Annotated in this window: 22 protein-coding genes and 1 other RNA gene; 11 read left to right on the forward strand and 12 right to left on the reverse strand. The window is 65.9% G+C overall.

Going from position 1 to position 20505, the window contains the following annotated elements:
• The first annotated feature begins 20 nt into the window (after window positions 1–20).
• The 5 genes from ACZ5CM_RS07325 (at window position 21) to ACZ5CM_RS07345 (ending at window position 4445) form a co-directional block, all read left to right on the forward strand.
• Window positions 21–1004, forward strand: coding sequence for a helix-turn-helix transcriptional regulator (locus ACZ5CM_RS07325; protein ID WP_464642225.1), 984 nt, complete (start codon window positions 21–23; stop codon window positions 1002–1004).
• A 24-nt stretch (window positions 1005–1028) separates the two neighbouring features.
• Window positions 1029–1697, forward strand: a complete 669-nt coding sequence (locus tag ACZ5CM_RS07330; RefSeq protein WP_464642227.1) for a hypothetical protein — start codon at window positions 1029–1031, stop codon at window positions 1695–1697.
• A gap of 94 nt (window positions 1698–1791) precedes the next feature.
• Window positions 1792–3318, forward strand: a complete 1527-nt coding sequence (locus ACZ5CM_RS07335) for an HD domain-containing phosphohydrolase (RefSeq protein ID WP_464642229.1) — start codon at window positions 1792–1794, stop codon at window positions 3316–3318.
• Window positions 3319–3580: 262 nt separating this feature from the next.
• The gene (locus tag ACZ5CM_RS07340; protein WP_464642230.1) at window positions 3581–4003 is read left to right on the forward strand and encodes an SRPBCC family protein; all 423 of its coding nucleotides are present in this window, start codon (window positions 3581–3583) and stop codon (window positions 4001–4003) included.
• A gap of 25 nt (window positions 4004–4028) precedes the next feature.
• Window positions 4029–4445: a putative quinol monooxygenase gene (locus tag ACZ5CM_RS07345; protein ID WP_464642231.1), complete on the forward strand. Its 417-nt coding sequence runs from the start codon at window positions 4029–4031 to the stop codon at window positions 4443–4445.
• A 175-nt stretch (window positions 4446–4620) separates the two neighbouring features.
• Here ACZ5CM_RS07345 and ACZ5CM_RS07350 read toward each other — a convergent pair whose 3' ends face one another.
• On the reverse strand, window positions 4621–5178 hold the full coding sequence (locus tag ACZ5CM_RS07350; RefSeq protein WP_464642233.1) for a cytochrome P460 family protein: 558 nt from the start codon (window positions 5176–5178) through the stop codon (window positions 4621–4623).
• Between the two features lie 222 nt (window positions 5179–5400).
• Between ACZ5CM_RS07350 and ACZ5CM_RS07355 the strand changes: the two genes are divergently transcribed.
• Window positions 5401–5721 carry a hypothetical protein gene (locus ACZ5CM_RS07355; protein ID WP_464642235.1) on the forward strand — a complete coding sequence of 107 codons (321 nt, stop codon included), beginning with the start codon at window positions 5401–5403 and terminating at the stop codon, window positions 5719–5721.
• 21 nt (window positions 5722–5742) lie between these two features.
• On the opposite strand, the gene ACZ5CM_RS07360 is transcribed toward ACZ5CM_RS07355, so the two are convergent.
• From ACZ5CM_RS07360 to fumC, 4 genes are all read right to left on the reverse strand, one after another.
• On the reverse strand, window positions 5743–7797 hold the full coding sequence (locus ACZ5CM_RS07360; RefSeq protein WP_464642237.1) for an ASKHA domain-containing protein: 2055 nt from the start codon (window positions 7795–7797) through the stop codon (window positions 5743–5745).
• A gap of 91 nt (window positions 7798–7888) precedes the next feature.
• A complete protein-coding gene (locus ACZ5CM_RS07365) occupies window positions 7889–8152 on the reverse strand; it encodes a ribbon-helix-helix domain-containing protein (RefSeq protein ID WP_464642238.1) in 264 nt (87 codons plus the stop codon).
• Complete coding sequence (locus ACZ5CM_RS07370) at window positions 8149–8343, reverse strand: DUF4169 family protein (RefSeq protein WP_464642240.1); 195 nt, start codon at window positions 8341–8343, stop codon at window positions 8149–8151. Before ACZ5CM_RS07370 ends, ACZ5CM_RS07365 begins: the two co-directional genes overlap by 4 nt.
• A 146-nt stretch (window positions 8344–8489) precedes the next feature.
• Complete coding sequence (gene fumC, locus ACZ5CM_RS07375) at window positions 8490–9890, reverse strand: class II fumarate hydratase (RefSeq protein WP_464642242.1); 1401 nt, start codon at window positions 9888–9890, stop codon at window positions 8490–8492.
• A 200-nt stretch (window positions 9891–10090) separates the two neighbouring features.
• Here fumC and ACZ5CM_RS07380 point away from each other — a divergent pair, with 200 nt between their 5' ends.
• Window positions 10091–10675, forward strand: a complete 585-nt coding sequence (locus tag ACZ5CM_RS07380) for a hypothetical protein (RefSeq protein ID WP_464642244.1) — start codon at window positions 10091–10093, stop codon at window positions 10673–10675.
• Window positions 10676–10699: 24 nt separating this feature from the next.
• Here the strand turns inward: ACZ5CM_RS07380 and ACZ5CM_RS07385 are convergent, their stop codons facing one another.
• Both ACZ5CM_RS07385 and ssrA read right to left on the reverse strand, forming a co-directional pair.
• Window positions 10700–11179 carry an SspB family protein gene (locus ACZ5CM_RS07385; protein WP_464642246.1) on the reverse strand — a complete coding sequence of 160 codons (480 nt, stop codon included), beginning with the start codon at window positions 11177–11179 and terminating at the stop codon, window positions 10700–10702.
• 149 nt (window positions 11180–11328) lie between these two features.
• Window positions 11329–11678, reverse strand: a transfer-messenger RNA (tmRNA) gene (gene ssrA, locus ACZ5CM_RS07390).
• A gap of 133 nt (window positions 11679–11811) precedes the next feature.
• On the opposite strand from ssrA, the gene ACZ5CM_RS07395 reads away from it, so the two are divergent.
• The gene (locus tag ACZ5CM_RS07395; RefSeq protein WP_464642247.1) at window positions 11812–11997 is read left to right on the forward strand and encodes a hypothetical protein; all 186 of its coding nucleotides are present in this window, start codon (window positions 11812–11814) and stop codon (window positions 11995–11997) included.
• A 34-nt stretch (window positions 11998–12031) separates the two neighbouring features.
• Here ACZ5CM_RS07395 and ACZ5CM_RS07400 read toward each other — a convergent pair whose 3' ends face one another.
• Window positions 12032–12484, reverse strand: a complete 453-nt coding sequence (locus tag ACZ5CM_RS07400) for an iron-sulfur cluster assembly scaffold protein (protein WP_464642248.1) — start codon at window positions 12482–12484, stop codon at window positions 12032–12034.
• 80 nt (window positions 12485–12564) lie between these two features.
• Between ACZ5CM_RS07400 and hisI the strand changes: the two genes are divergently transcribed.
• Window positions 12565–12924 carry a phosphoribosyl-AMP cyclohydrolase gene (gene hisI / locus ACZ5CM_RS07405; RefSeq protein ID WP_464642250.1) on the forward strand — a complete coding sequence of 120 codons (360 nt, stop codon included), beginning with the start codon at window positions 12565–12567 and terminating at the stop codon, window positions 12922–12924.
• 7 nt (window positions 12925–12931) lie between these two features.
• Here hisI and ACZ5CM_RS07410 read toward each other — a convergent pair whose 3' ends face one another.
• Window positions 12932–13855, reverse strand: coding sequence for a LysR family transcriptional regulator (locus ACZ5CM_RS07410; protein WP_464642251.1), 924 nt, complete (start codon window positions 13853–13855; stop codon window positions 12932–12934).
• Between the two features lie 111 nt (window positions 13856–13966).
• On the opposite strand from ACZ5CM_RS07410, the gene ACZ5CM_RS07415 reads away from it, so the two are divergent.
• Window positions 13967–15184, forward strand: a complete 1218-nt coding sequence (locus ACZ5CM_RS07415; RefSeq protein ID WP_464642253.1) for an acyl-CoA dehydrogenase — start codon at window positions 13967–13969, stop codon at window positions 15182–15184.
• 191 nt (window positions 15185–15375) lie between these two features.
• A complete protein-coding gene (locus ACZ5CM_RS07420) occupies window positions 15376–16152 on the forward strand; it encodes an SDR family oxidoreductase (RefSeq protein WP_464642255.1) in 777 nt (258 codons plus the stop codon).
• A gap of 196 nt (window positions 16153–16348) precedes the next feature.
• Here the strand turns inward: ACZ5CM_RS07420 and ACZ5CM_RS07425 are convergent, their stop codons facing one another.
• From ACZ5CM_RS07425 to ACZ5CM_RS07435, 3 genes are read right to left on the reverse strand one after another with little or no spacing between them, the layout of a single operon-like run.
• On the reverse strand, window positions 16349–17239 hold the full coding sequence (locus ACZ5CM_RS07425) for an acyl-CoA thioesterase (protein WP_464642256.1): 891 nt from the start codon (window positions 17237–17239) through the stop codon (window positions 16349–16351).
• The gene (locus tag ACZ5CM_RS07430) at window positions 17232–19238 is read right to left on the reverse strand and encodes an acetoacetate--CoA ligase (RefSeq protein WP_464642258.1); all 2007 of its coding nucleotides are present in this window, start codon (window positions 19236–19238) and stop codon (window positions 17232–17234) included. The genes ACZ5CM_RS07425 and ACZ5CM_RS07430 overlap by 8 nt, the downstream gene beginning before the upstream one ends.
• Window positions 19235–20476 carry a serine hydrolase domain-containing protein gene (locus ACZ5CM_RS07435; RefSeq protein WP_464642259.1) on the reverse strand — a complete coding sequence of 414 codons (1242 nt, stop codon included), beginning with the start codon at window positions 20474–20476 and terminating at the stop codon, window positions 19235–19237. The genes ACZ5CM_RS07430 and ACZ5CM_RS07435 overlap by 4 nt, the downstream gene beginning before the upstream one ends.
• Window positions 20477–20505: the final 29 nt, after the last annotated feature.

Raw genomic sequence — 20505 nt, forward strand, 5'->3', positions numbered from 1 at the left:
AATCTCTGTCATGGGTGCGCATGAGTTTCTCCAAGGCACAGGATCTGCTGCGGCTGGCTCGCATGGCGGCGACCCGGCATGGCGGGATCAGTCTCGACGAGATCAAGGCCGCGTTCGACATCTCGCATCGCACGGCGCAACGCATGGTTCAGGCGCTGGAAACCACCTTTCAGAACGTGACCTGGCAGGACGGCCTCGACCGCAAGAGGCGATGGCACCTGGCTGACCCGATGCTGAACAGGATGGAGTTGCGCAGTGAAAGCGCGCTGGAAGCACTGGAGATCGCAGCCCGCACCGCCCGCGAGGAAGGGCGGCTTCGCCACGCGCGGGCCCTTGATGACCTGCGCGACGGAATGATTGCCCGCCTGCCGCCCGTTGACGCCGCTTGCAGCGAGGCCGATGCCGAAGCCGTGCTGATGGCACTTGGCCAGGTTGCCCGGCCGGGGCCGAAGGTGATGGTTGCGCCAGAGGTTCTGGACGCGATCATCGAGGCCTTGCGCGGCCCCTTCCGGTTGCGCATGCGCTATCGCACCCCAGATGCTCCGCCCAGGATCGTCGAGCCGCACGGGCTCTTGCGCGGCCATCGCAGCTATCTGGTGGCCCGGCAACCGGATCGCGGCGAGGGTTTGCGCAATTTCCGCCTTGATAGGATCCACGAGACCCGGGTGCTGAACGAAAGCTTCGCCTTCCAGCCCGGCTTCTCGATCGAGGAGCATGCCGCGCGCGCCTTTGGCGTCTGGCAGGATCCCGAGCAATATGGCGAGGTCGTCTGGCGTTTCGCTCCCGAGGCCGCCGAGCGTGCGGCCAAGTTCTGCTTCCACCCGACTCAGGTTCTCGAGCCGCAGCCGGACGGCAGCCTGATCCTGCGCTTTCACGCGGCGGGCTGGCTGGAAATGGCATGGCACCTCTACCAGTGGGGCGACAAGGTGGAGGTGCTGGCGCCCGAGGGCCTGCGCAAGCTGGTCGAGGGCTACCAGAGGTCGGATTTCAACGCGCTCCCCTGACGTTTTGCCAACGAGGACATTGCCATGAAAAATGATCTTGACCACGCGACGCTCAAAGACAAACAACGTGCCATCCGCGCGGGCTTCCCCGAAACCATGGGCCTACGCGTCCACCGGGCGATCAGCTGGATCGGCCGTGCCGAGGCTTGCGGCGACGATTTTGACGCGCGCTTCATCTTCCTGTGGATCGCCTTCAATGCGGCTTACGCCGACGAAACCGAGTTCCAGTCAGCCGCCCTGCAAGGGGAACGCGCGGTCTTTTCCGGCTTCTTCGAAAAGATCGCGCGCCTTGACGGCGAATCCCGCATCTATGGCGCGATCTGGGACCGGTTCCACGGGCCGGTGCGCCTGCTGATGGAAAACCGCTATGTCTTTCACCCGTTCTGGCAGCATCACAACGGCATACCCGGCCATGATGACTGGGAAGAGCGTTTCACTGCCTCGGCCCGCGCCTTCGCCAGTGCCTTCCAGAACGGCGATTGCGCCAGGGTGCTGAGCTTCGTCTTCGACCGGCTCTATGTGCTGCGCAACCAGCTGGTCCATGGGGGTGCGACCTGGAACAGCAGCGTGAATCGCGCCCAGGTCCGTGACGGCGCCGCGATCCTGAGCTTTCTCGTGCCGGTTTTCGTGGACATCATGATGGACAACCCCCAAGCCGATTGGGGCAGGCCGTTCTATCCGGTGGTGAATTAGCCCCTCGGTCGAGTATTGAACTCGTTCAGCCCCGTGTGAATCCTTTTTGTCAACACGGCCTAAGGGATGATTTGATCTGGATCGTTCGACCGAGATGATGCGGCTTTCGGAGCCGCTCGGGGTCCTGGCGATGGCCGCCGACCTCGCCACCGCGCGCCCGCCGGGCAGCAGTCTGACCGGCGCGATCGTCGGCATACGGCTGGCACATCGCGCCAGCGGCGACGAGGCGCTGGCCCAGACTGTCTATTACACCGCGCTGTTCGGCTTTGTCGGCTGCACCGCCTTCGCGCACGAAGCCGGCCAGATGGCGTTGGGCGACGATCGCGGCTTCAGCCTGGCCTTCCTGCTGTGTGACTGGCTCGACCTGGACGCGTTGCAGGCGGCGCTGGATGAAAACGTCGCGATGCATGCGCCCGAAAACGAACGCCAGGCGGCATTCCGGGCCATTCTCGACATGGCCGACGCGATCCCCGAGGTGACGCGTGCCCATTGCGCCCAGGCCGAGATCTTCGCCCGCCGCCTGCCGCTGCCGGCGGCGGTGCTGCCCAACATGGCACATTTCTACAGCCGCTGGGACGGGCTGCTGGGCGGCATCGGCGGAGAAGACATACCGCTCGCGGCGCGCATCGTCGCGGTGGCCCACGTGGCCGATCTCTACCGACACCTGAAGGGCGAGGCAGCGGCGCGCGCCGAAATCGCCAACCGCGCCGGCAAGCATCTGGACCCGACGCTCTGCGCGGTGCTCGAAGACAACTGGGACGCCATCAACGAGGGGCTGGACGAGGCGCCGGTCTTCGATTGCTTCGTGGCGACCGAACCGGGCGAGGGGCTGGGTATCACGCGGGCGCATTGCGAACCGCTGGCACTGATCGCCGCCGATTTCGTCGGCCAGAAGACCACCTTCGGCGCCGGGCACAGCCGCCGGGTGTCGGCGCTGGCCGGGCGTGCCGGGCAGATCGCCGGGCTGGACGGCGAACAGGTCGATGCACTGCGCCATGCCGGCCTGCTCCACGACATCGGCAAATGCGCGGTCAGCAACCGGATCCTGGAAAAGGCGGGGCCGCTCACCGCGTCCGAGCGGCTCGAATTCGAAAGCTACAGTTTCCAGACCGACTTCCTGCTGTCGCACGGGGCGGTCTTCGACCTGCTCAGGCCGGTGGCCAGCAGCGCCGACGAACGTTTCGACGGTTCGGGCTTTCACCGTCGGGTGCCGGTGCGCGGGCTGGCCGAGAACATTCTTGCCGCGGCCAATCTGCTGGACGAACTCTGCCACGATGCCCCGGACCGGGCAGCACTGGACCGCGAGGAGGCGCTCGAGCGGCTCTCGGACGAATCCCGTCAGGGCCGGCTGGCACCGCGCGCGGTCAGCGCGGTGATGCAGGCCGCCGGCGCCTCGGCAAGCGCGGCGGCCCAGGCGCTGCCCTTCGACCTGACCCGCCGCGAGGCCGAGGTGATGGCTCGTCCGGCGCGATCGGAAAGCACCGCGCGTATCGCCCGGGCGTTGGCGATTTCGGAAAAGACCGCCGACCATCACATCCAGGCGATCTATGCCAAGACCGGTGTGCGAAACCGTCCCGCCATCGCCATCCTTGCCATCGAATACGGGCTGGCGGGCAGCTGACGCGCGCGCAATTCCCGTCCTGCGGCATGCCAATTCACTCACGCGAGCAACTTGCAGGGTAAGGACCCGCCGCGGCCTTCCTCTTGCCTGAAATACTCCCGCCGGAGGCCCGCGCCGGCAGGCGCGGTCAGGGGTGCGACGGCAGGTTGACGGGCATCATTTCCGAAAAATGGGGACATCTCCCGATTCATCGGCTGCTCGGGGGCCGGCATGCTTGCCGGCATGGGCGGTCGCGTGGGCCGCCCCGGCACAGGAGGAGAAAATGACCTGCTACAACTCGATCACCATCGATGCCGCCCCCGAGGCCGTCTGGGCCCGGCTGCGCAGCTTTCACGACATGTCCTGGGCAGAAGGCATCGTCGAAGATCTCAAGCCCGTTGGCGACATTCCTGCCGACAGGCAAGGCGCCGGCCGGCTGATCAACGGCGCCATCCGCGAAACCCTGACCGGGCTGAATGATGACGAGATGACGCTCGAGTACACGCTGGACGACGGGCCCGACGTGCTGTCGGCCAATCGCGTACGCAACTACCGCGCCACCATCCGGGTGTGCCCGGTGACCGCCAGCGGCCAGAGTTTCGTCGAGTGGCGGACGGTCTGGGATGCCGCCGACGGCGACGTCAAGGCGTTCTGCGATCCGCTTTACGCCGGAATGCTGGCCCAGCTGGCGGCGCGTTTCGCCTGACCCATCGATCCGGAAAGGAAACATCATGCACAAGAGTGTGACAACCGCCGCTCTCGCCGCGCTGCTGGCTGCAGGCGCCGCGCTGGCCGAGTCCACCACCTGGATACTGGAACTTCAGGTCGCCGAGGGCGATGGCGAGGCCTTCGCCACGCTGATGGATGACATGGCCGCCAGCGCCCGTGCTACCGAGCCAGGCACCGTGATCTATGAATGGTATCGCGGCGCCGAGCCCGGCAGCTGGAAGGTTCTGGAGCGTTACGCCGACGACGACGCCCTGCTGGCACATCTCGGCACCTTCAAGCAGAAGTTTGCCGAGCGGTTCCTGGCGCTGGTCGTGCCGCAGTCGCTGACCGTCTACGGTGCGCCGGGCGAGGCCGCGCGCGGCGTGCTGGCCGGGTTCGGCGCGGTCTATTTCGAACCCGAGGGCGGCCTGAACCGTTGACGGGAAGGGTATGATGGCAGGACAGGTGCGGCATGGACCCGCACCTGTCACATGCGGACATGAAACCGGTTGCCTGAATCTTCGCATCCGATCATGGTCCCTTGCCACGCTCGGCACCTGGCAGATTTTCAACCGGAACCGGGCGCCGGCGGAGAGTGCGGCGCCCGGTGCGGGATCACTTCATCATCATGGTGATGGAATCCGTGGTGTAGAGATAGTCGCCTCCACCTGCGAGCGAATGACAGGCGATACAGCCCTTGTCGGCGCCCTTGGCGACCTTGCCGGCCAGCCGCATCCCCTTGGGGTTCTTGTCCAGCGAACCGTCGGGCAGGAACTTGACCCAGAACCAGTCCTGGTTGTCGGGATCGAACCCGGCCTCGCGGCGATACATCACCGTGACCGAGCCGAGATGCTTGTCGGGGTTCATCTGGACCTCTTCCATGCTCACGCCCTTGGGGCCGTAATTGCGCTTCACGATCAGATCGCCAGTATGACCGTCGATCTTCGCCTTGGAATAGAAGGTTTCCAGCATCATCCCGTGCGGGTCCGTCCCTTCGTAGGGCAGGGTGCTGATTGCATTCTCGCCGGCAAGATTGAGCGATTCCATGGCGTCCCAGATCTTCGCGGCAAAGGCGGCGTCCTCGTCGGTGCCGAAGGGCGCCATGGCCTGGGCCAGTGCCGTGGTTCCGGTAAAGGACGCGGCCAGAATCGCGGCGGTCAGAAATCGTTTCATCTTCATATCCCTGTAACTGTTTTGCGTATGCGGCCAGCCTAGAGGCAGCTGCGACGGCGGGATAATAAAAGCCTGTCACCATGGCGTGAGCGGATCGTGTGCAGACGTGAGTGGACGCGGATGACCCCGCCGCCCGATCATGCGTTGGATCTTTCGGGTCCGCCGGACAATGGCATGCGCAACGGGTGGAGAGATGCAATGATCGGCGCAGGCGCATCATGGATGACTGCCGCTTTCGCGATGATCGCGGCGTCGGCCCATGGCGGCGCGCCAGACCGGGGCGTTTGCATCCGCAACGGATCGGGGCAGGCGCACTATTTCGTGGCCGAATCTCCCGATGGTGCCCGCAGGCTGGCCCGCCTCGCGCCGGGGGAGGCGTTGTGCGCTCCGGCCGCCTCGACCGCCGGGGGGCAGGGCATGGTGTCTGTGTTCGAAGAACTCGACTCGATCGAAGGCTGCTCGCGGCTGGCCGATCCGGGCCGGGCCGAGACATTGCTGGAGTACGAGGATTTCGACCGCTGCCTCTGGGGCGAGGGGGAGTGACGCCCCCCTCAGGCGATGGTTTCAGCCCCGGCTTCGCCGTCGCCGGCGGCGCCCCGGATCGCCGTCGCCCCGGCCGCCGGTGTTGAAGGAGACATCCGGCAGGGTCACGATCTTCGCCAGTTCCGGGAACGGGTCGGTGGCGTGCGGGATGGCGTTGGCGGCGACGAAATGTTCCTGAAAGCGGGGCTCGATGGCGGTTTCGACCTTGGTGATGTCGCGCACCACGCGCTCGATCCCGGCCCGCGCGGCGACATTGCACAGCGCGATGCGCGCCCCCGTTCCGGCGGCATTTCCCGCGCTTGTCACCCGCTCCAGCGGGCAATCCGGGATCATGCCCAGAACCAGCGCGTGCTTCGTGGATATATGCGCACCGAACGCCCCGGCCAGCACGACCCGGTCCACCCGGTCCACGCCCATCTCGTCCATCAGGAGCCGCGCCCCGGCATAAAGCGCCGATTTGGCCAGCTGGATGGCGCGGATGTCGCCCTGGGTCACCGCGATGCGCGGCCCGCCCGTGGCGGTCGCATCATGGATCACATAGGCATGCGTGCGCCCCTCGGCCACGCAGCGCGGCGTGCCGGTCTGTTCGGCCGAGCCGATCAGCCCCGAGGCATCGAGGATGCCGCTCATGCGCATTTCCGCCACCGCCTCGATGATGCCCGAGCCGCAGATGCCGGTGATGCCGGTGGCGGCGGTGGCCTCGGCAAAGCCCTCCTCGTCCGACCACAGATCGCAGCCGATCACGCGAAAGCGGGGCTCCTTCGTCTCCGGGTCGATTTCGATCCGCTCGATGGCGCCGGGCGCGGCGCGCTGGCCCGAGCTGATCTGCGCCCCCTCGAAGGCCGGCCCGGTGGGCGAGGAGCAGGCCAGAACCCGGCCCCGGCGGCCAAGCTGAAGCTCGGCATTGGTGCCCACGTCGACGATCAGCACTAGATCGTCGGAATTGTGCGGCTCTTCCGCCAGCGCCACCGCCGCCGCATCGGCCCCCACATGCCCCGCAATGCAGGGCAGGATGTAGATGCGGGCGTTTTCGTTCATCGCCGCGAGATCCAGATCGCGCGCATCCAGCGTCACCGACCCGGAGGTGGCCAGCGCAAAGGGCGCCTGGCCCAGCTCGACCGGATCGATGCCCAGGAGCAGGTGGTGCATCACCGGGTTGCAGACGATCACCGCCTCGAGGATCAGTTCGGGCGCGATGCCGGCCCGGGCGGCGACCGAGCGGACGAGTTCGTCGAGGGCCTCGCGCACGGCGGCCGTCATCTCGGCCGCGCCGCCGGGGTTCATCATGGCGTAGGAGACCCGGCTCATCAGATCCTCGCCAAAGCGGATCTGCGGGTTCATTACCCCGGCCGCGACCTTCACCTCGCCATTACGCAGATCGGTCAGATGCGCCGCGATGGTGGTCGAGCCCAGATCGATCGCCAGCCCGTAGATGCGATGGTCGGCATAGCCCGGCCAGATCTCGGTGATGCGTGCGGCCTGGTCGCGGTGATCGCGGTTGAGCGCCACGGTCACCTGCCAGCCGCCTTTGCGCAGGACCGGCTGAAGGCGGCTGAGGATCGATGGCGGTGCGGTGACGGTTTCGATCCCCCACTGATCGCGCAGCGCGGCGGCCAGCCGTTCCAGATCGCCCGAGGGTTCGTGCATGTCCGGTTCGGCCACCTCGACGAAGTGCAGATGCGTGGCCGGGTCCATGGTGATGGTGCGCGCGGTCGCTTCCTTGCGCACCACCTGCCGGTGGACCTGGCTTTCGGGGGGCACGTCGATCACCACGTCGCCCTGCACCAGGGCCTGGCAGCCCAGCCGCCGGCCCTCCTTCATGCCGCGCTTGTCCTTGTAGCGCTGTTCGACCGCGTTCCACGGGCTCAGCGCATCGGGGGTGACGGTGACCCCGTGCTTGGGGAATTCGCCGAACATCGGCGTCACCTGGCACTTGGAGCAGATCCCGCGCCCGCCGCACACGCTGTCGAGATCGACGCCCAGCTGGCGGGCGGCGGTCAGGACCGGCGTGCCGCGGGGAAAGCGGCCGCGCTTGCCCGAAGGGGTGAAGATGACAAGGGGGTCGGTGCTGCTCATGGGTTGCCTCGGTCGGTTCGCGCCTGCGCCGAACATATCCCCCCGGCGGCAAAGGGAAAGGCGGGCGGCGACGATTTCCTTGGCCCGGGCGTCATTTTTCGCCCCGCCCGGCGGCATTCCCGCCGGCGGCAGGGTCCGTCTGGTGCCGATACCAATTCAGTACATAGACCCGGATCGCCGAGGCCAGCCCGGCGCGGGTGCCGCGCGCCTCGTCGATTTCGGCGGCCAGCTGGTTCAGCGGCTTGCCCTGCGCGGCGGCAATGTCGCGGAAGGCGTGCCAGAATTCCTCTTCCAGCGAAACGCTCGTGCGGTGCCCGCGCAGGGTCAGGGACCGTTTCACCGGGCGTGCGGTCATTCCTCGCGCCCGAACTGATCACTGACATGCCCGTCGAGATGGCGGCGGGCCTTTTCGGCCTCGGCCCGTTCCAGATCCCGTTGCGCCCTGGTGCGGCCGAATTTCACCGAGTTCTCGTCGCCGCGGGCCCGTCTCTCGGCGCGGGCGTGCTGTTTCCGGACGGTGCGAAGATTGACGATGCGGGCGGTCATGAGCTCTCCTGCCGGTTCCGGCGCAGGCTAGCCGCAGAGCGGCGCGCGATCAATCGCCGGCGGCAAGCCGCTTCGAAGCGGTTTGCAAGCGGTTTCGAAACCGCTTGGGAAGGCGTTTGGAAACGCCTTCCCGGTCGTCTCGCGGCTCAGGCCTCTTTCGGGCCGATCATCTTTTCGGGGCGCACCACGCGGTCGAAGGTCTCTTCGTCGACAAAGCCCAGCTTCACCGCTTCTTCGCGCAGGGTTGTGCCGTTCTTGTGCGCGGTCTTGGCCACCCTGGTGGCGTTGTCATAGCCGATTTCGGGGGCCAGCGCCGTCACCAGCATCAGGCTTTCGCGCATCAGCTTCTCGATCCGGTCGGTATTGGCTCGCAAACCGTTCAGCAGGCGTTTGGTGAAGCTGTCGGACACGTCCCCTAGAAGCTGGATCGACTGCAGCAGGTTGTAGGCCATCATCGGGTTGTAGACGTTCAGCTCGAAATGCCCCTGGCTGCCGGCAAAGCCGATCGCCGCGTCATTGCCCATCACGTGGGCGGCGACCTGGGTCATGGCCTCGCACTGGGTGGGGTTGACCTTGCCCGGCATGATCGAACTGCCCGGCTCGTTCTCGGGCAGGATCAGTTCGCCCAGCCCCGAGCGCGGGCCCGAGCCCAGAAAGCGGATGTCGTTGGCGATCTTGTAGAGCGAGCCGGCCACGGTCTTCAGCGCCCCGGACATGAACACCATCGCGTCATGGGCGGCCAGCGCCTCGAACTTGTTGGGGGCGGTGACGAAGGGCTGGCCGGTGATGTCGGCGATGTTGGCGGCGACCTCCTCGGCCCAGCCCTTGACCGTGTTCAGCCCGGTGCCCACGGCGGTGCCACCCTGGGCCAGTTCGTAGATGCCGCCCAGCGCCATCTCGATCCGGGTCAGCCCCATGCGGACCTGGTGGGCATAGCCGGAAAACTCCTGCCCCAGGGTTAGCGGGGTGGCGTCCTGGGTATGAGTGCGGCCGATCTTGATGATGTCCTTGAACTCTTCCTGCTTGGCTTCCAGCCCCTCCAGCAGCGTGCGCAGACCAGGAAGCAGCACATCGCGGGTCAGCTGCGCGGTGGCGATATGCATGGCAGTGGGGAAGGTGTCGTTCGAGGACTGCCCCATGTTGACGTGATCGTTGGGATGCACCGGATCCTTGGAGCCGATCTGCCCGCCGAGGATCTCGATGGCGCGGTTGGCGATCACCTCGTTGGCATTCATGTTCGACTGCGTGCCCGAGCCGGTCTGCCAGACCACCAGCGGGAAGTTGTCGTCGAAGCGGCCCTCGATCACTTCGCCCGCGCCCTGGATGATGGCATCGGCGATTTTCGGGTCCAGCCGGCCCATGCGCTTGTTGGCCATGGCGCAGGCCTTCTTGACCACGCCTAGCGCGCGGATGATCGGCACCGGCTGGCGTTCCCAGCCGATGGGGAAGTTCATCAGGCTGCGCTGGGTCTGGGCGCCCCAGTACTTGTCGGCGGGCACTTCGAGCGGGCCGAAGCTGTCGGTTTCGGTGCGGGTCTGCTGGGACATGGGACTCTCCGTCTTGCATGCGGCTGCATGCCGTTTACCCAGCCCCGGGCGCGGGCGCAATCGGCCAGTTGCGCGCGCGGATTGCCCCGGCACAGCCGGCCGCGCGCGGGCAGGGGGAGAATGGAACGTTGTGGCATCGCCCTCAACCTGTAAGATGGGACGCGTAACGGCACGCACCCGGCTGCAGGAAGGGATGCCCGATGCGACCCAGAGAGAAACGACGTCAGGCGGCAGTGTTGCTGAGCTTCCTTTTCGGCGCGCTGCTGGCGCTCGTGCCGGTCGCCGGATCGGAGGCCCGCGCCGGCGACCGTGCGGATGTCCCGATTTCGGCCTTCGTCGGCGATTATGTGGGCGAGGCGGAAGTGATCAATGCCGACGGCACCAAGACGCACCGGAACCTCAGTGTGCAGATCCGCGAAACCAAGGACGGGTTCTCGGTGGCATGGACGACGGTGACTCACAAGCCATCGGGCAAGACCTCCGAGAAATACTATGAAATCGAGTTCCGCCCCTCTGTGCGCCACGGCATCTATTCCGCCGTCATGCGCCGCAACCTGTTCGGACACGGGGTGCCCCTCGACCCGATGAAGGGCGAACCCTATGTCTGGGGGCGGATCGTCGGAAGGACGATGACCGTCTATTCGCTGTTCATCGACGATGATGGCGGCTACGAGATACAGAAATACGACCGGACGCTGGCCGAGGGCGGGCTGGAGCTCAGCTTTGCCCGGTTCCGCAACGGCGAGAAGCTCAAGACCGTCACGACCTTCCTGAAAAGGAAGTAGGGCGCCGCTGACCGGGCCGGGGCGTTACTTGCGGAACTTGTCCAGCGAAACGATTTCGGCGTCGGAGCGGGGCTCGTCGGGTTCCGGCGCCGTTTCGGGTTCGGCCGCCTGCTCGGCCCCGTCTTCGTCCAGCACGACGTCCTCCTCGTCTTCGGCCGCTTCGAAGCGCAGGCCGAACTCGACCGAGGGATCGACGAAGGTGCGAATCGCATCGAAGGGGATATAGAGCGTCTCGGGCGAATCGCCGAAGTTGAGCGTTACCGAGAAGCCGTCCTCGTCCACTTCGAGATTGTCGAACCAGTGCTGCATGACCACCGTCATGTCGCCTGGATAGCGCTCGGCCAGCCAGTCGGCGATGCGCACGCCGGGATGGCGGGTGTCGAAGGTGATGAAGAAGTGATGCTGTCCGGGCAGACCGTGTTCGGAAACGTCACGCAGGACAGTGCGGATCAGGCTGCGCATGGCCTGGTGCATGAGATTTCCGTAGTCGATACCTTCCGACATCTTCGCCATCCGCCTTTTGCGCCAGCATACGGGATTCGGAGGGAAACGAAAGGCCGCAGGCAAGGGAAAGCGGAAAGGCTTCGCGCGGCGCATCGCGATGGCGGGCAGGGCCGCCGGTTCGGCAGGCAAGGCATTGAAAACGGGGGGAAAGTGCAGGCTTCTGTTGCCAGGTGCCTGCGAACCCCGCCTTACACGGCTAGGTATAAGGACTTGAGATTTTCGGTCTTTCGGACTGCTTAGGCAGCCAGAGCGACCGGAGCACGATTGTCGTTGGCAATTATGCTTCATGGACCGATAACGGTGGTACCTCACCGGGGCAAAGCCACGCCTTTACACGTTCGTCGATCCTGTTTCGGCCCCGTCTTCCCCCAACGAAGGATCTGGTGGAGCCGCCGGGTACCGCCCCCGGGTCCGATCCGCTTATTCCGCGCGCGTTTATGCCCATAGTCCCCGAGGGGACGTTCTGAATATAGGACCAATGCACGGGCTTTTGAAGAGGCAATTGCAGCCATGCCCCGTCAGAGAGCGCCGCCGTCGGCCGGGTGCGCGGGCGTCATGGTCCGGCCATAAACCTGCCGTGATTCGCCACTAGCTTTTCCGCCCTGATCCGAATGCACAGCAGGAGAAGACCGATGTTGCGATTCGTCCTTGTCGGAGCCGGCCTTGCGACCCTGGCCGCCTGCAGCCAGCCGCGCGGCGTGGGATTCGATGACTACTCGGCCTATCAGAAGACCAGCCGGGCACAGGTTGATACCGACGTCATCTGGCAGCGCATCCGCGAAGAGCGGGGTCTGAAGGAAACCGATCAGACGCAATGACGCGCGAACGGTCCGGCCGCGGAAAGATTGCCGGTCAGGCGCAATGGGCCTGTTCGGCCTTTTCCATCGCTTCCGCCGTCGCCTCCAGCGCCAGCAGGATCGAGGCGTGCCGGTTCTTGTACTCGCGTGCCGGCAACAGGACTTCCAGCCCCTCGAAGGGCGGCTCGGGCACCGGGCCGTCCTCCTTCAGCATCGCCCGCAGCTGGTCGCGCGCCTTTTCCACCTGCGCGCGGGTACAGCCGAGGATGTTGCGCCCCACCACCGAGGCTGCGGCTTGCCCGAGCGCGCAGGCCTTCACGTCCTGGCCGAACTCGGTGATCCGGCCGTCCTGCACCTTCACGTCCACGGTGACGGTCGAGCCGCAAAGCGGCGAGCGGCGCTTGGCGGTGGCGTCGGGCGCGGACAGGCGTTCGTGATGCGGAATGTCCGCCGCCAGTGCCAGAATCCGGCCCGAATACAGCTTCACGAGGTCGATTTCGCCGGGCATTGTCGTTCCTTTCGGGCTTTCGCTCGCCACGTTTCCCATACATAGTCGCGCTGCCAAGGGTTGCAAAAGGTTTTTGCCTCATGCACTTCGATCCCGCCACGCTGGTTTATGACCACGCCGGCCTCATTCCCGCAATCGCCCAGGACGAAAGCTCGGGCACGGTGCTGATGATGGCCTGGATGAACGCGGAAGCCGTCCGGCGCACGCTGGAAAGCGGCCGCGTCACCTACTGGTCGCGCTCGCGGCAGGCCTTCTGGGTCAAGGGCGAAAGCTCGGGCCATGTGCAGGAACTGGTGGAGATGCGCATCGACTGCGACCGCGACTGCCTGCTGGTGGTGGTCCGCCAGACCGGCCCGGCCTGTCATACGAATCGCACAAGCTGCTTCTACACCGCCGTGCGCGATGGCGAAGAGGTGGAACTGATGGCGCCCCGAAGCTGACCGTCGCTCAGCGCGGCAGCGGATCTTCGGGCTGCGCCCGGGTGGCAAGCCAGTCGCGGAAGGCCAGCAGCGAAGGCTCCTCGGCGCGGGCGCGGGGCCAGACGAGGTAGTAGGCGCCCTCGGCCTCGGCCGGGGCCTCGGCCAGCGCCACGAGCCGCCCGGTGGCGAGTTCTTCCTCGACGAGGTAGTCGGGCATCAGCGCAACACCGAGGCCGTGCAGCGCCGCCTGGGTAATTGTTGAGAATTGGTCATACATCGTGCCGGGCAGGGGGGTCGGCGCGGTCACGCCCGCTCGGGCGAACCACTCGGCCCATGCATGCGGCCGGGTTTCGATATGCAGCAGCGGCAGGCGCAGCAGATCTCGGGGGGTCGGCCGGCCGCAAGAGCGCGCGGACGACGGCAGAAGCGAGGGGGCGCAAACCGGGATCACCTGCTCGCTCCGAAGAAGGAGATGGCCGCATCCCGGCCACTCTGGATTCCCGAAATGAATCGCTGCATCAAATGGTTCCGCGGCGAAGTTCACGGGTCGGAGGCGGGTGGACATGTTGATCGTCACCTGCGGGTGCAGGCGCGCGAATTCCGGCAGCCGGGGCATCAGCCAGCGCATGCCGAAGGCGGGCAGGATGGCCAGGTTGAGCGTGCCGCCGCTGGGTGCCACCTGAAGGCGCAGCGATGCCCGGGCGATGCGGTCCAGCGCCTCGCGGATTTCGGCGGCATAGTCCCGTGCCGCCGGGGTCAGGACCAGGCGCTTGCTGCCGCGTTGCACCAGTTCCACGCCCATGCGTGCCTCGAGCGCCTGCAGCTGGCGGCTGACGGCGCTTTGGGTTACGGCAAGTTCCTCGGCTACGGCCGAGGCGCTGCCCAGCCGGTCGAGCGCTTCGAGTGCGCGCAGCCCGGCAATGGACGGCAGGAAACGTCGGGGCGTACTCATGTATTCCATTTACTCATGACTGGATGCGAAAGTCTCGCTGTTTTTCATTCGGCGGCCGGGGTAGGGTGCCCCCGGACCATGCACGCGGTTTCCCGATCAGGAGAAGATGTGATGAACGCCCCCGAATTGCGCGCCAAGGATGCTCCGGATCTGGCCGGTTTCGACTGGGCCGATCCGTTCCGGCTGGCCGATCAGCTGAACGAGGACGAGCGCATGATGGCCGACAGCGCCCGTGCCTATGCTCAGGAAAAGCTGCAACCGCGGGTGACGCGCGCCTTTGCCGAGGAGCATACCGATCCCGAAATCTTCCGGGAAATGGGCGAGATGGGCCTTCTTGGCACCACGATTCCCGAGGAATATGGCGGCCTTGGAGCGGGTTACGTAACCTACGGGCTGGTCGCGCGCGAAATAGAACGCGTCGATTCGGGCTATCGGTCGATGATGTCGGTGCAGTCTTCGCTGGTGATGTATCCCATCTACGCCTATGGCAGCGAAGAGCAGCGCCGGAAATACCTGCCCAAACTGGCAAGCGGCGAATGGATCGGCTGTTTCGGACTGACCGAGCCCGATGCCGGCAGCGATCCGGCCGGCATGAAGACCCGTGCGGAACGGATCGAGGGTGGCTACCGCCTGACCGGCACCAAGATGTGGATTTCGAACGCGCCGATCGCCGACGTCTTCGTGGTATGGGCCAAGTCGGATGCCCATGACGGGAAGATCCGCGGATTCGTGCTGGAGAAGGGCGCGAGGGGTCTGAGCGCGCCTAAGATCGAGAACAAGCTCAGCCTTCGTGCGTCGATCACCGGCGAAATCGTCATGGACGGTGTCGAGGTGGGCGAGGATGCGCTGCTGCCCAACGTGCAGGGGCTGAAGGGGCCGTTCGGCTGCCTCAACCGGGCGCGCTATGGCATCGGCTGGGGGGTCATGGGGGCGGCGGAATTCTGCTGGCACGCGGCGCGGCAATACGGGCTGGATCGCAAGCAGTTCAACCGGCCGCTGGCGCAGACGCAGCTTTACCAGAAGAAACTTGCCGACATGCAGACCGAGATCGCGCTTGGCCTTCAGGCCTGCCTTCGGGTTGGGCGGCTGATGGACGAAGCCCGCGCCGCGCCCGAGATGATCTCGATCATCAAGCGCAACAATTGCGGCAAGGCGCTGGAGATCGCGCGATGGGCCCGCGACATGCATGGCGGAAACGGCATCAGCCTGGAATTCCAGGTGATCCGGCACATGATCAACCTTGAAACCGTGAACACCTATGAAGGAACGCATGATGTGCACGCGTTGATTCTGGGGCGCGCGCAAACCGGTCTTCAGGCATTTTTCTGAGCCGGGGAACAGGCGGGGCGCGCAGCGCAAGGCGCTGCCGCTCCTGTCCATCAATAACGTATAATCGGTATTATGGTAATAACATAGTTGATCCCGAGCGCCGATGACGCCCCGTCCTCCCGGTTGATCATGGTGCCCCCTCCGGCTCTTGGCTATCGTAAACTCCGGGCAACACCAGAAGAGGATCAGGCATGGACATCCGCGACAGGATTGCAGTGGTCACCGGTGCAGCCGGCGGCATCGGGCGTGCCCTTGCCATCCGGCTGGCGCGTGCCGGCGCGCACAAGGTCGTCTGTGCCGATCTTGATGCGGATGGAGCGCGGCAGGTCGCGCGGGAAATCAGCGGGTTGCCGATACAGGTTGATGTCGGACGCGAAGCCGATATCGCCGCGTTGATCGAAACGGTCGAGGCGGAAACCGGCCCGATCGATCTGTTCTGTTCCAATGCGGGCATTCTGCTGCCTGGCGGTGTCGAGGCTCCCGATGCCGATTGGCAGCGGATCTGGGAGATCAACGTCATGAGCCATGTCTGGGCCGCCCGCCATCTCGTTCCGCGCATGATCGCGCGCGGCGGCGGCTATCTGCTCAACACCGCGTCCGCTGCGGGGCTTCTGAACCAGATCGGTTCGGCGCCCTATGGCGTGACCAAGCACGCAGCCGTCGGCCTGGCCGAATGGCTGGCGATGACCCATGGCGATCAGGGCATAAGGGTTTCGGTCCTGTGCCCCCAGGCCGTCCGCTCGGCCATGACGCGCGGTTTCGAAGATCACGTGGCGAGCATCGACGGGATGCTGGAGCCCGAGGCGGTGGCCGATGCCTGCCTGACGGCAATCGAAGAGGAACGCTTTCTTGTCCTTCCGCATCCGCAGGTCGCCGACTATTTCCGGGTCAAGGCGCAGGATTACGACCGATGGATCGCCGGAATGCGCAGGCTGAACCGGAAATACGGCGGCCTTGACGGCAAGTGACTCAGCGACATTTCCCGTCTGTAGACCACGGGCAATCAGCGGCACGCTGACGCGGCTGCGCCGCGTGCCTCCGGCGGGAGGAGTATTTTTGGCAAGAGGAAGGGACATGGAGAACATGCCGCTTCCTTCCTCTTGCCCCAAATACTCCGGGGGTGAGGCCGAAGGCCGAGGGGGCAGAGCCCCCTTTCATTGCGGCTCATCCGAATGCCCCGGGCCCCTGCCCGTTTCCCAGCGGTCGCAACAATCCTTCCTGCGCCACGCTGGCAACCAGCCTTCCGTCGCGGGTATAGACCGCACCGCGATTGAACCCGCGCGCGCCGCCGGTCCAGGGCGCGTCCATGGTGTAGAGATGCCAGTTCTCGAACCGGATCGGGGCATGAAACCACATCGCGTGATCGAGGCTCGCGGTCATCTGCCGCTTGCGAAACCATGTCAGCCCGTGCGGGCGCAACGACGAGCCAAGCAGGTGCATGTCCGAGGCGTAGGCCAGCAGGATGTGCTGCATCTGGGGGCTTTGCCCGGCCGCAGCGGTCATGCGGAACCACAGGTGGTTGCGGTCGTCCGCAGGTTCGGGATCCAGCAGGTCGCGCGGGTTCACCTCGCGAATCTCGATCGGGCGCGGGCGCATGAAATCGGCGCGATGCTTTTCGGGAATGCGGCCCAGGTAACGCCGGCGCAGTTCCTCGCGGTTGGGCAGATTTTCCGGGCCTTCCACCTCGGGCATGGGATGCTGGTGGCTCCACCCCTCCTCTTCCACATGGAACGAGGCGGCCATGTTGAGGATCTGCCGCCCCTTCTGGATGGCCACGACCCGGCGGGTGGTGAAGCTTCCTCCGTCGCGGGAGCGATCGACCTGGTAGATCACCGGCATCGCCGGATCTCCGGGACGGATGAAATAGGCATGCAATGAATGGCACAGGCGTTCCTCGGGCACGGTTCGGTAGGCCGCAGCCAGCGCTTGGGCGATGACCTGCCCGCCATAGATCCGGGTCGAGGTTTCGCCCCCCGACCCGATGCCCCGGAACAGATCGACCTCCAGCCTTTCAAGCTCCAGAATATCGAGAAGTTCTTTCGCCGAATCATCCATTTGCAGGTCTTTTTTTACCTCGGTTCCGGGATTCGGCATAGGCGATGAGGGCGTCGAAACTGGCGGGGTTGGCCATCGAATCCCGGTTCACGATCCTTTTCGGATCGCCCCCGAGGAGCAGCTTCTTCACCGGAACTTCCAGCTTCTTGCCCGACAATGTGCGCGGTACTTCTTCGATCTGCACGATCTCGTCGGGCAGAAAGCGGGGCGAGACGTTCTCGCGGATCGCGGCGTTGATCCTGTCCTTCAGGGTATCGTCGAGGCGACAGCCTGGCGCCAGCACCACGAACAGCGGCATGAAGCTGTCACGGCCGAGGAATTCCAGATCCACGACCAGCGAGTCCATCACCTCGTCCAGCGCCTCGACCGCACGATAGATTTCGGACGTGCCCAGCCGCAGCCCGCGACGGTTGATGGTGGCGTCCGAACGGCCATAGATGACCGCGCCGCCTTCGGGCGTGATCTCGATCCAGTCGCCGTGCCGCCAGATGCCGGGCCAGATGTCGAAATAGCTTTCCCGCAGGCGGCTGCCGTCCTCGTCGCCCCAGAAGAACAGCGGCATCGAAGGCAGCGGTTCGGTGCAGACCAGCTCGCCCACCTGCCCGATCACCGCGTGCCCGTCCTCGTCGACGGCATGAACCGCATCGCCCAGGAAGCGGCACTGCATCTCGCCCGCGCGCACCGGCGCCAGCGGGTTGCCGCCGACGAAGGCGCCGCAGAAATCGGTGCCGCCCGAGATCGGTGCGAGCCACAGATCCGGCTTCACCGCATCGTAAACCCATTCGTATCCGTCCACAGTCAGCGGCGACCCGGTGGTGCCGAGCGACCGCAGCGCGGCAAGATCGACCGAATCGCGGGGGCGGATGCCGGCCTTCATGCAGATCGAAACGAAGGCCGCCCCGACCCCGAGATAGGTCAGCCTTTCCTCGGCGGCCATGCGCCACAATTCCAGCATGTCGGGGTGATTGGGCGCCTTGTCGAAGGTGACCAGCGTGGCCCCCTGCCCCATGGCCGTGAACTGGGCGTTCCACATCACCCAGCCCGACGAGGTGAGCCAGCAGAACCGGTCCGCCGCGCTCAGATCCAGATGCAGCGACATCTTGCTGCCTTCGAGAAGGATGCCGCCATGACCGTGAACGATGGGCTTGGGGTTGCCGGTCGTACCCGAGGAATAGACCACCCAGAGCGGATGATCGAAGGGCACCGGCTCGAATCGCGGCACGCTTGCGTCGCCGGTCAGGTCGGTCCAACTGACCGCACCCTCCGGCAGACCGCTCGCCACATCGCCCGCCACATCGCTCGCCACGGGCACCAGCACCAGTTTCTCGAGCGTGGGCAGGCCCGCGACAATGCCGTCCAGCGCCGCGCGGCGGTCGATCATCCGGCCCGCGTGCACATACCCGTCGTGCGCGATCAGGACCTTGGGGCCGATCTGCCGGAACCGGTCGAGAATGGCCACATGCCCCATGTCGGGGGCGCAGAGCGACCAGATCGCACCGATGCTGGCGGTGGCAAGGAAGGCGATGACCGCGGTTTCGGTATTGGGCAGGATCGCGACCACGCGATCCCCCTGCCCTACCCCCATCGCGCGCAGATGTGCGGCCACTCTTGCCACCTGCGCGCGCAGCTCGGCCCAGGACATCTCGCGCCGGCCGAAGGTTTCGGAATGCACGATCAGCGCCGGGGCTTCGGGGGTCTTTTCTGCCTGCCGCAACATGTGTTCGGCAAAGTTCAGCCGCGCCCCCGGAAACCAGACCGCGCCGGGCATCCTGCGCTCGGCCAGAACCGCCCTGGGGGGCGTGGTGAAGCGGATGTCGAAGAATTCGGCAATTGCCGACCAGAACCCGTCCAGATCGGTGACGCTCCACTGCCAGAGCGCGTCGTAGCCGTCGAACTCCAGCCCGCGTTCGGCCGCCAGCCAGCGCATGAACCGGGCCATGCGGCTGGCCTCGGCGCGCTTGCGCGACGGGGTCCAGAGAATGGGGCGATCGGCGCTCATTGCACCACCGCCCCATGCACCAGCGCCTTCAGTTGCGACCGCGCCGGGTACGAGCTCGACGGGGCCAGCTGGGTGAAGAAGACCACCGACAGGCCAAGGCGCCGGTCCACCCAGAAGAAGGTCGAGGCCATGCCGCCCCAGCTGAAATCGCCCTCGCTGCCGGGGGCGCGGGCGCGCGCGGGATCCAGAACCACGGCCCCGCCCAGACCGAAGCCCATGCCCTCCATCGGCTGTTCGGCAAAACTTTGCGGCCCCATCGAGGCGATGTCGCCGGGCAGGTGGTTGCGCATCATGAACGCCACCGTTTTCGGGCTCAGAAGCCGCCCGCCGGCTGCCTCGCCGCCCCGGCGCAGCATCTCGGCGAAGCGCATGTAGTCGTCGATGGTCCCCACCAGCCCGCCGCCGCCGGAAAACAGCGTTGCCGCCTCGAATGGCGACGAGCCGGCCTCGTCCACAAGGCGCAGCGTTTCGCCGCCTGCCCGCGCCGCATTCAGCGCCATCGCGTCACCCTCAAGCGGCGTATAGAGCGATGCAAAACGCGCGCCCGCGCCGTCGGGCACCGAAAACCCCGTTTCCGTCATCCCCAGCGGCGCAAAGATTTCTTCCGCGAAGACCTCGGCCAGCGTCCGGCCGGTCACCACCTCGATCACCCGGCCCAGGATGTCGATGCCGACCGAGTATTCCCAGCGGGTGCCGGGCGCAAACGCCAGCGGCAGCCGCGCCACCCGGTCCACCATCGCGGCCAGCCGGCCCTGGTCGGGCTTGAACAGAAGATCCTCTTCGTCCATCGCCTGCGGCAGCAGGCCGGGATTGAACGGGTAGCTCAGGCCGCTGGTATGGGTCATGATCTGGTGCAGCGTCGGCGTGGCGCAGGGCTCGGTCTGGTCGATGCGTTTCGCCCCCGGCACCAGCGCGTGACAGTCGGCAAAGGCGGGGATGAAATCCGATACCGGTGCGTCCAGATGAAACAGCCCCCGTTCGACCAGCATCATCGCGGCAACGGTGGTGACCGGCTTGGTCATCGAGTAGAGCCGCACCACCGTGTCGCGGGCAAAGGGCAGCCCGGCCTCGATGCTGCGCTGGCCCGTGGCGTGAAAGAAGACCTCCTCTCCGCCCCGCGCGATCAGGACGGAACTGCCGGGATATCTGCGGGCGTCCACATAGGCCCGCATCCACGTCCCGATACGATCGAGGCGGGGGCCGTCAAGCCCGCGATCTTCCGGTTTCGCAACACGCATCTGGTCACTCCCCCGATGTTCACATTCGC

This window comes from Piezobacter thermophilus, from assembly GCF_055386745.1.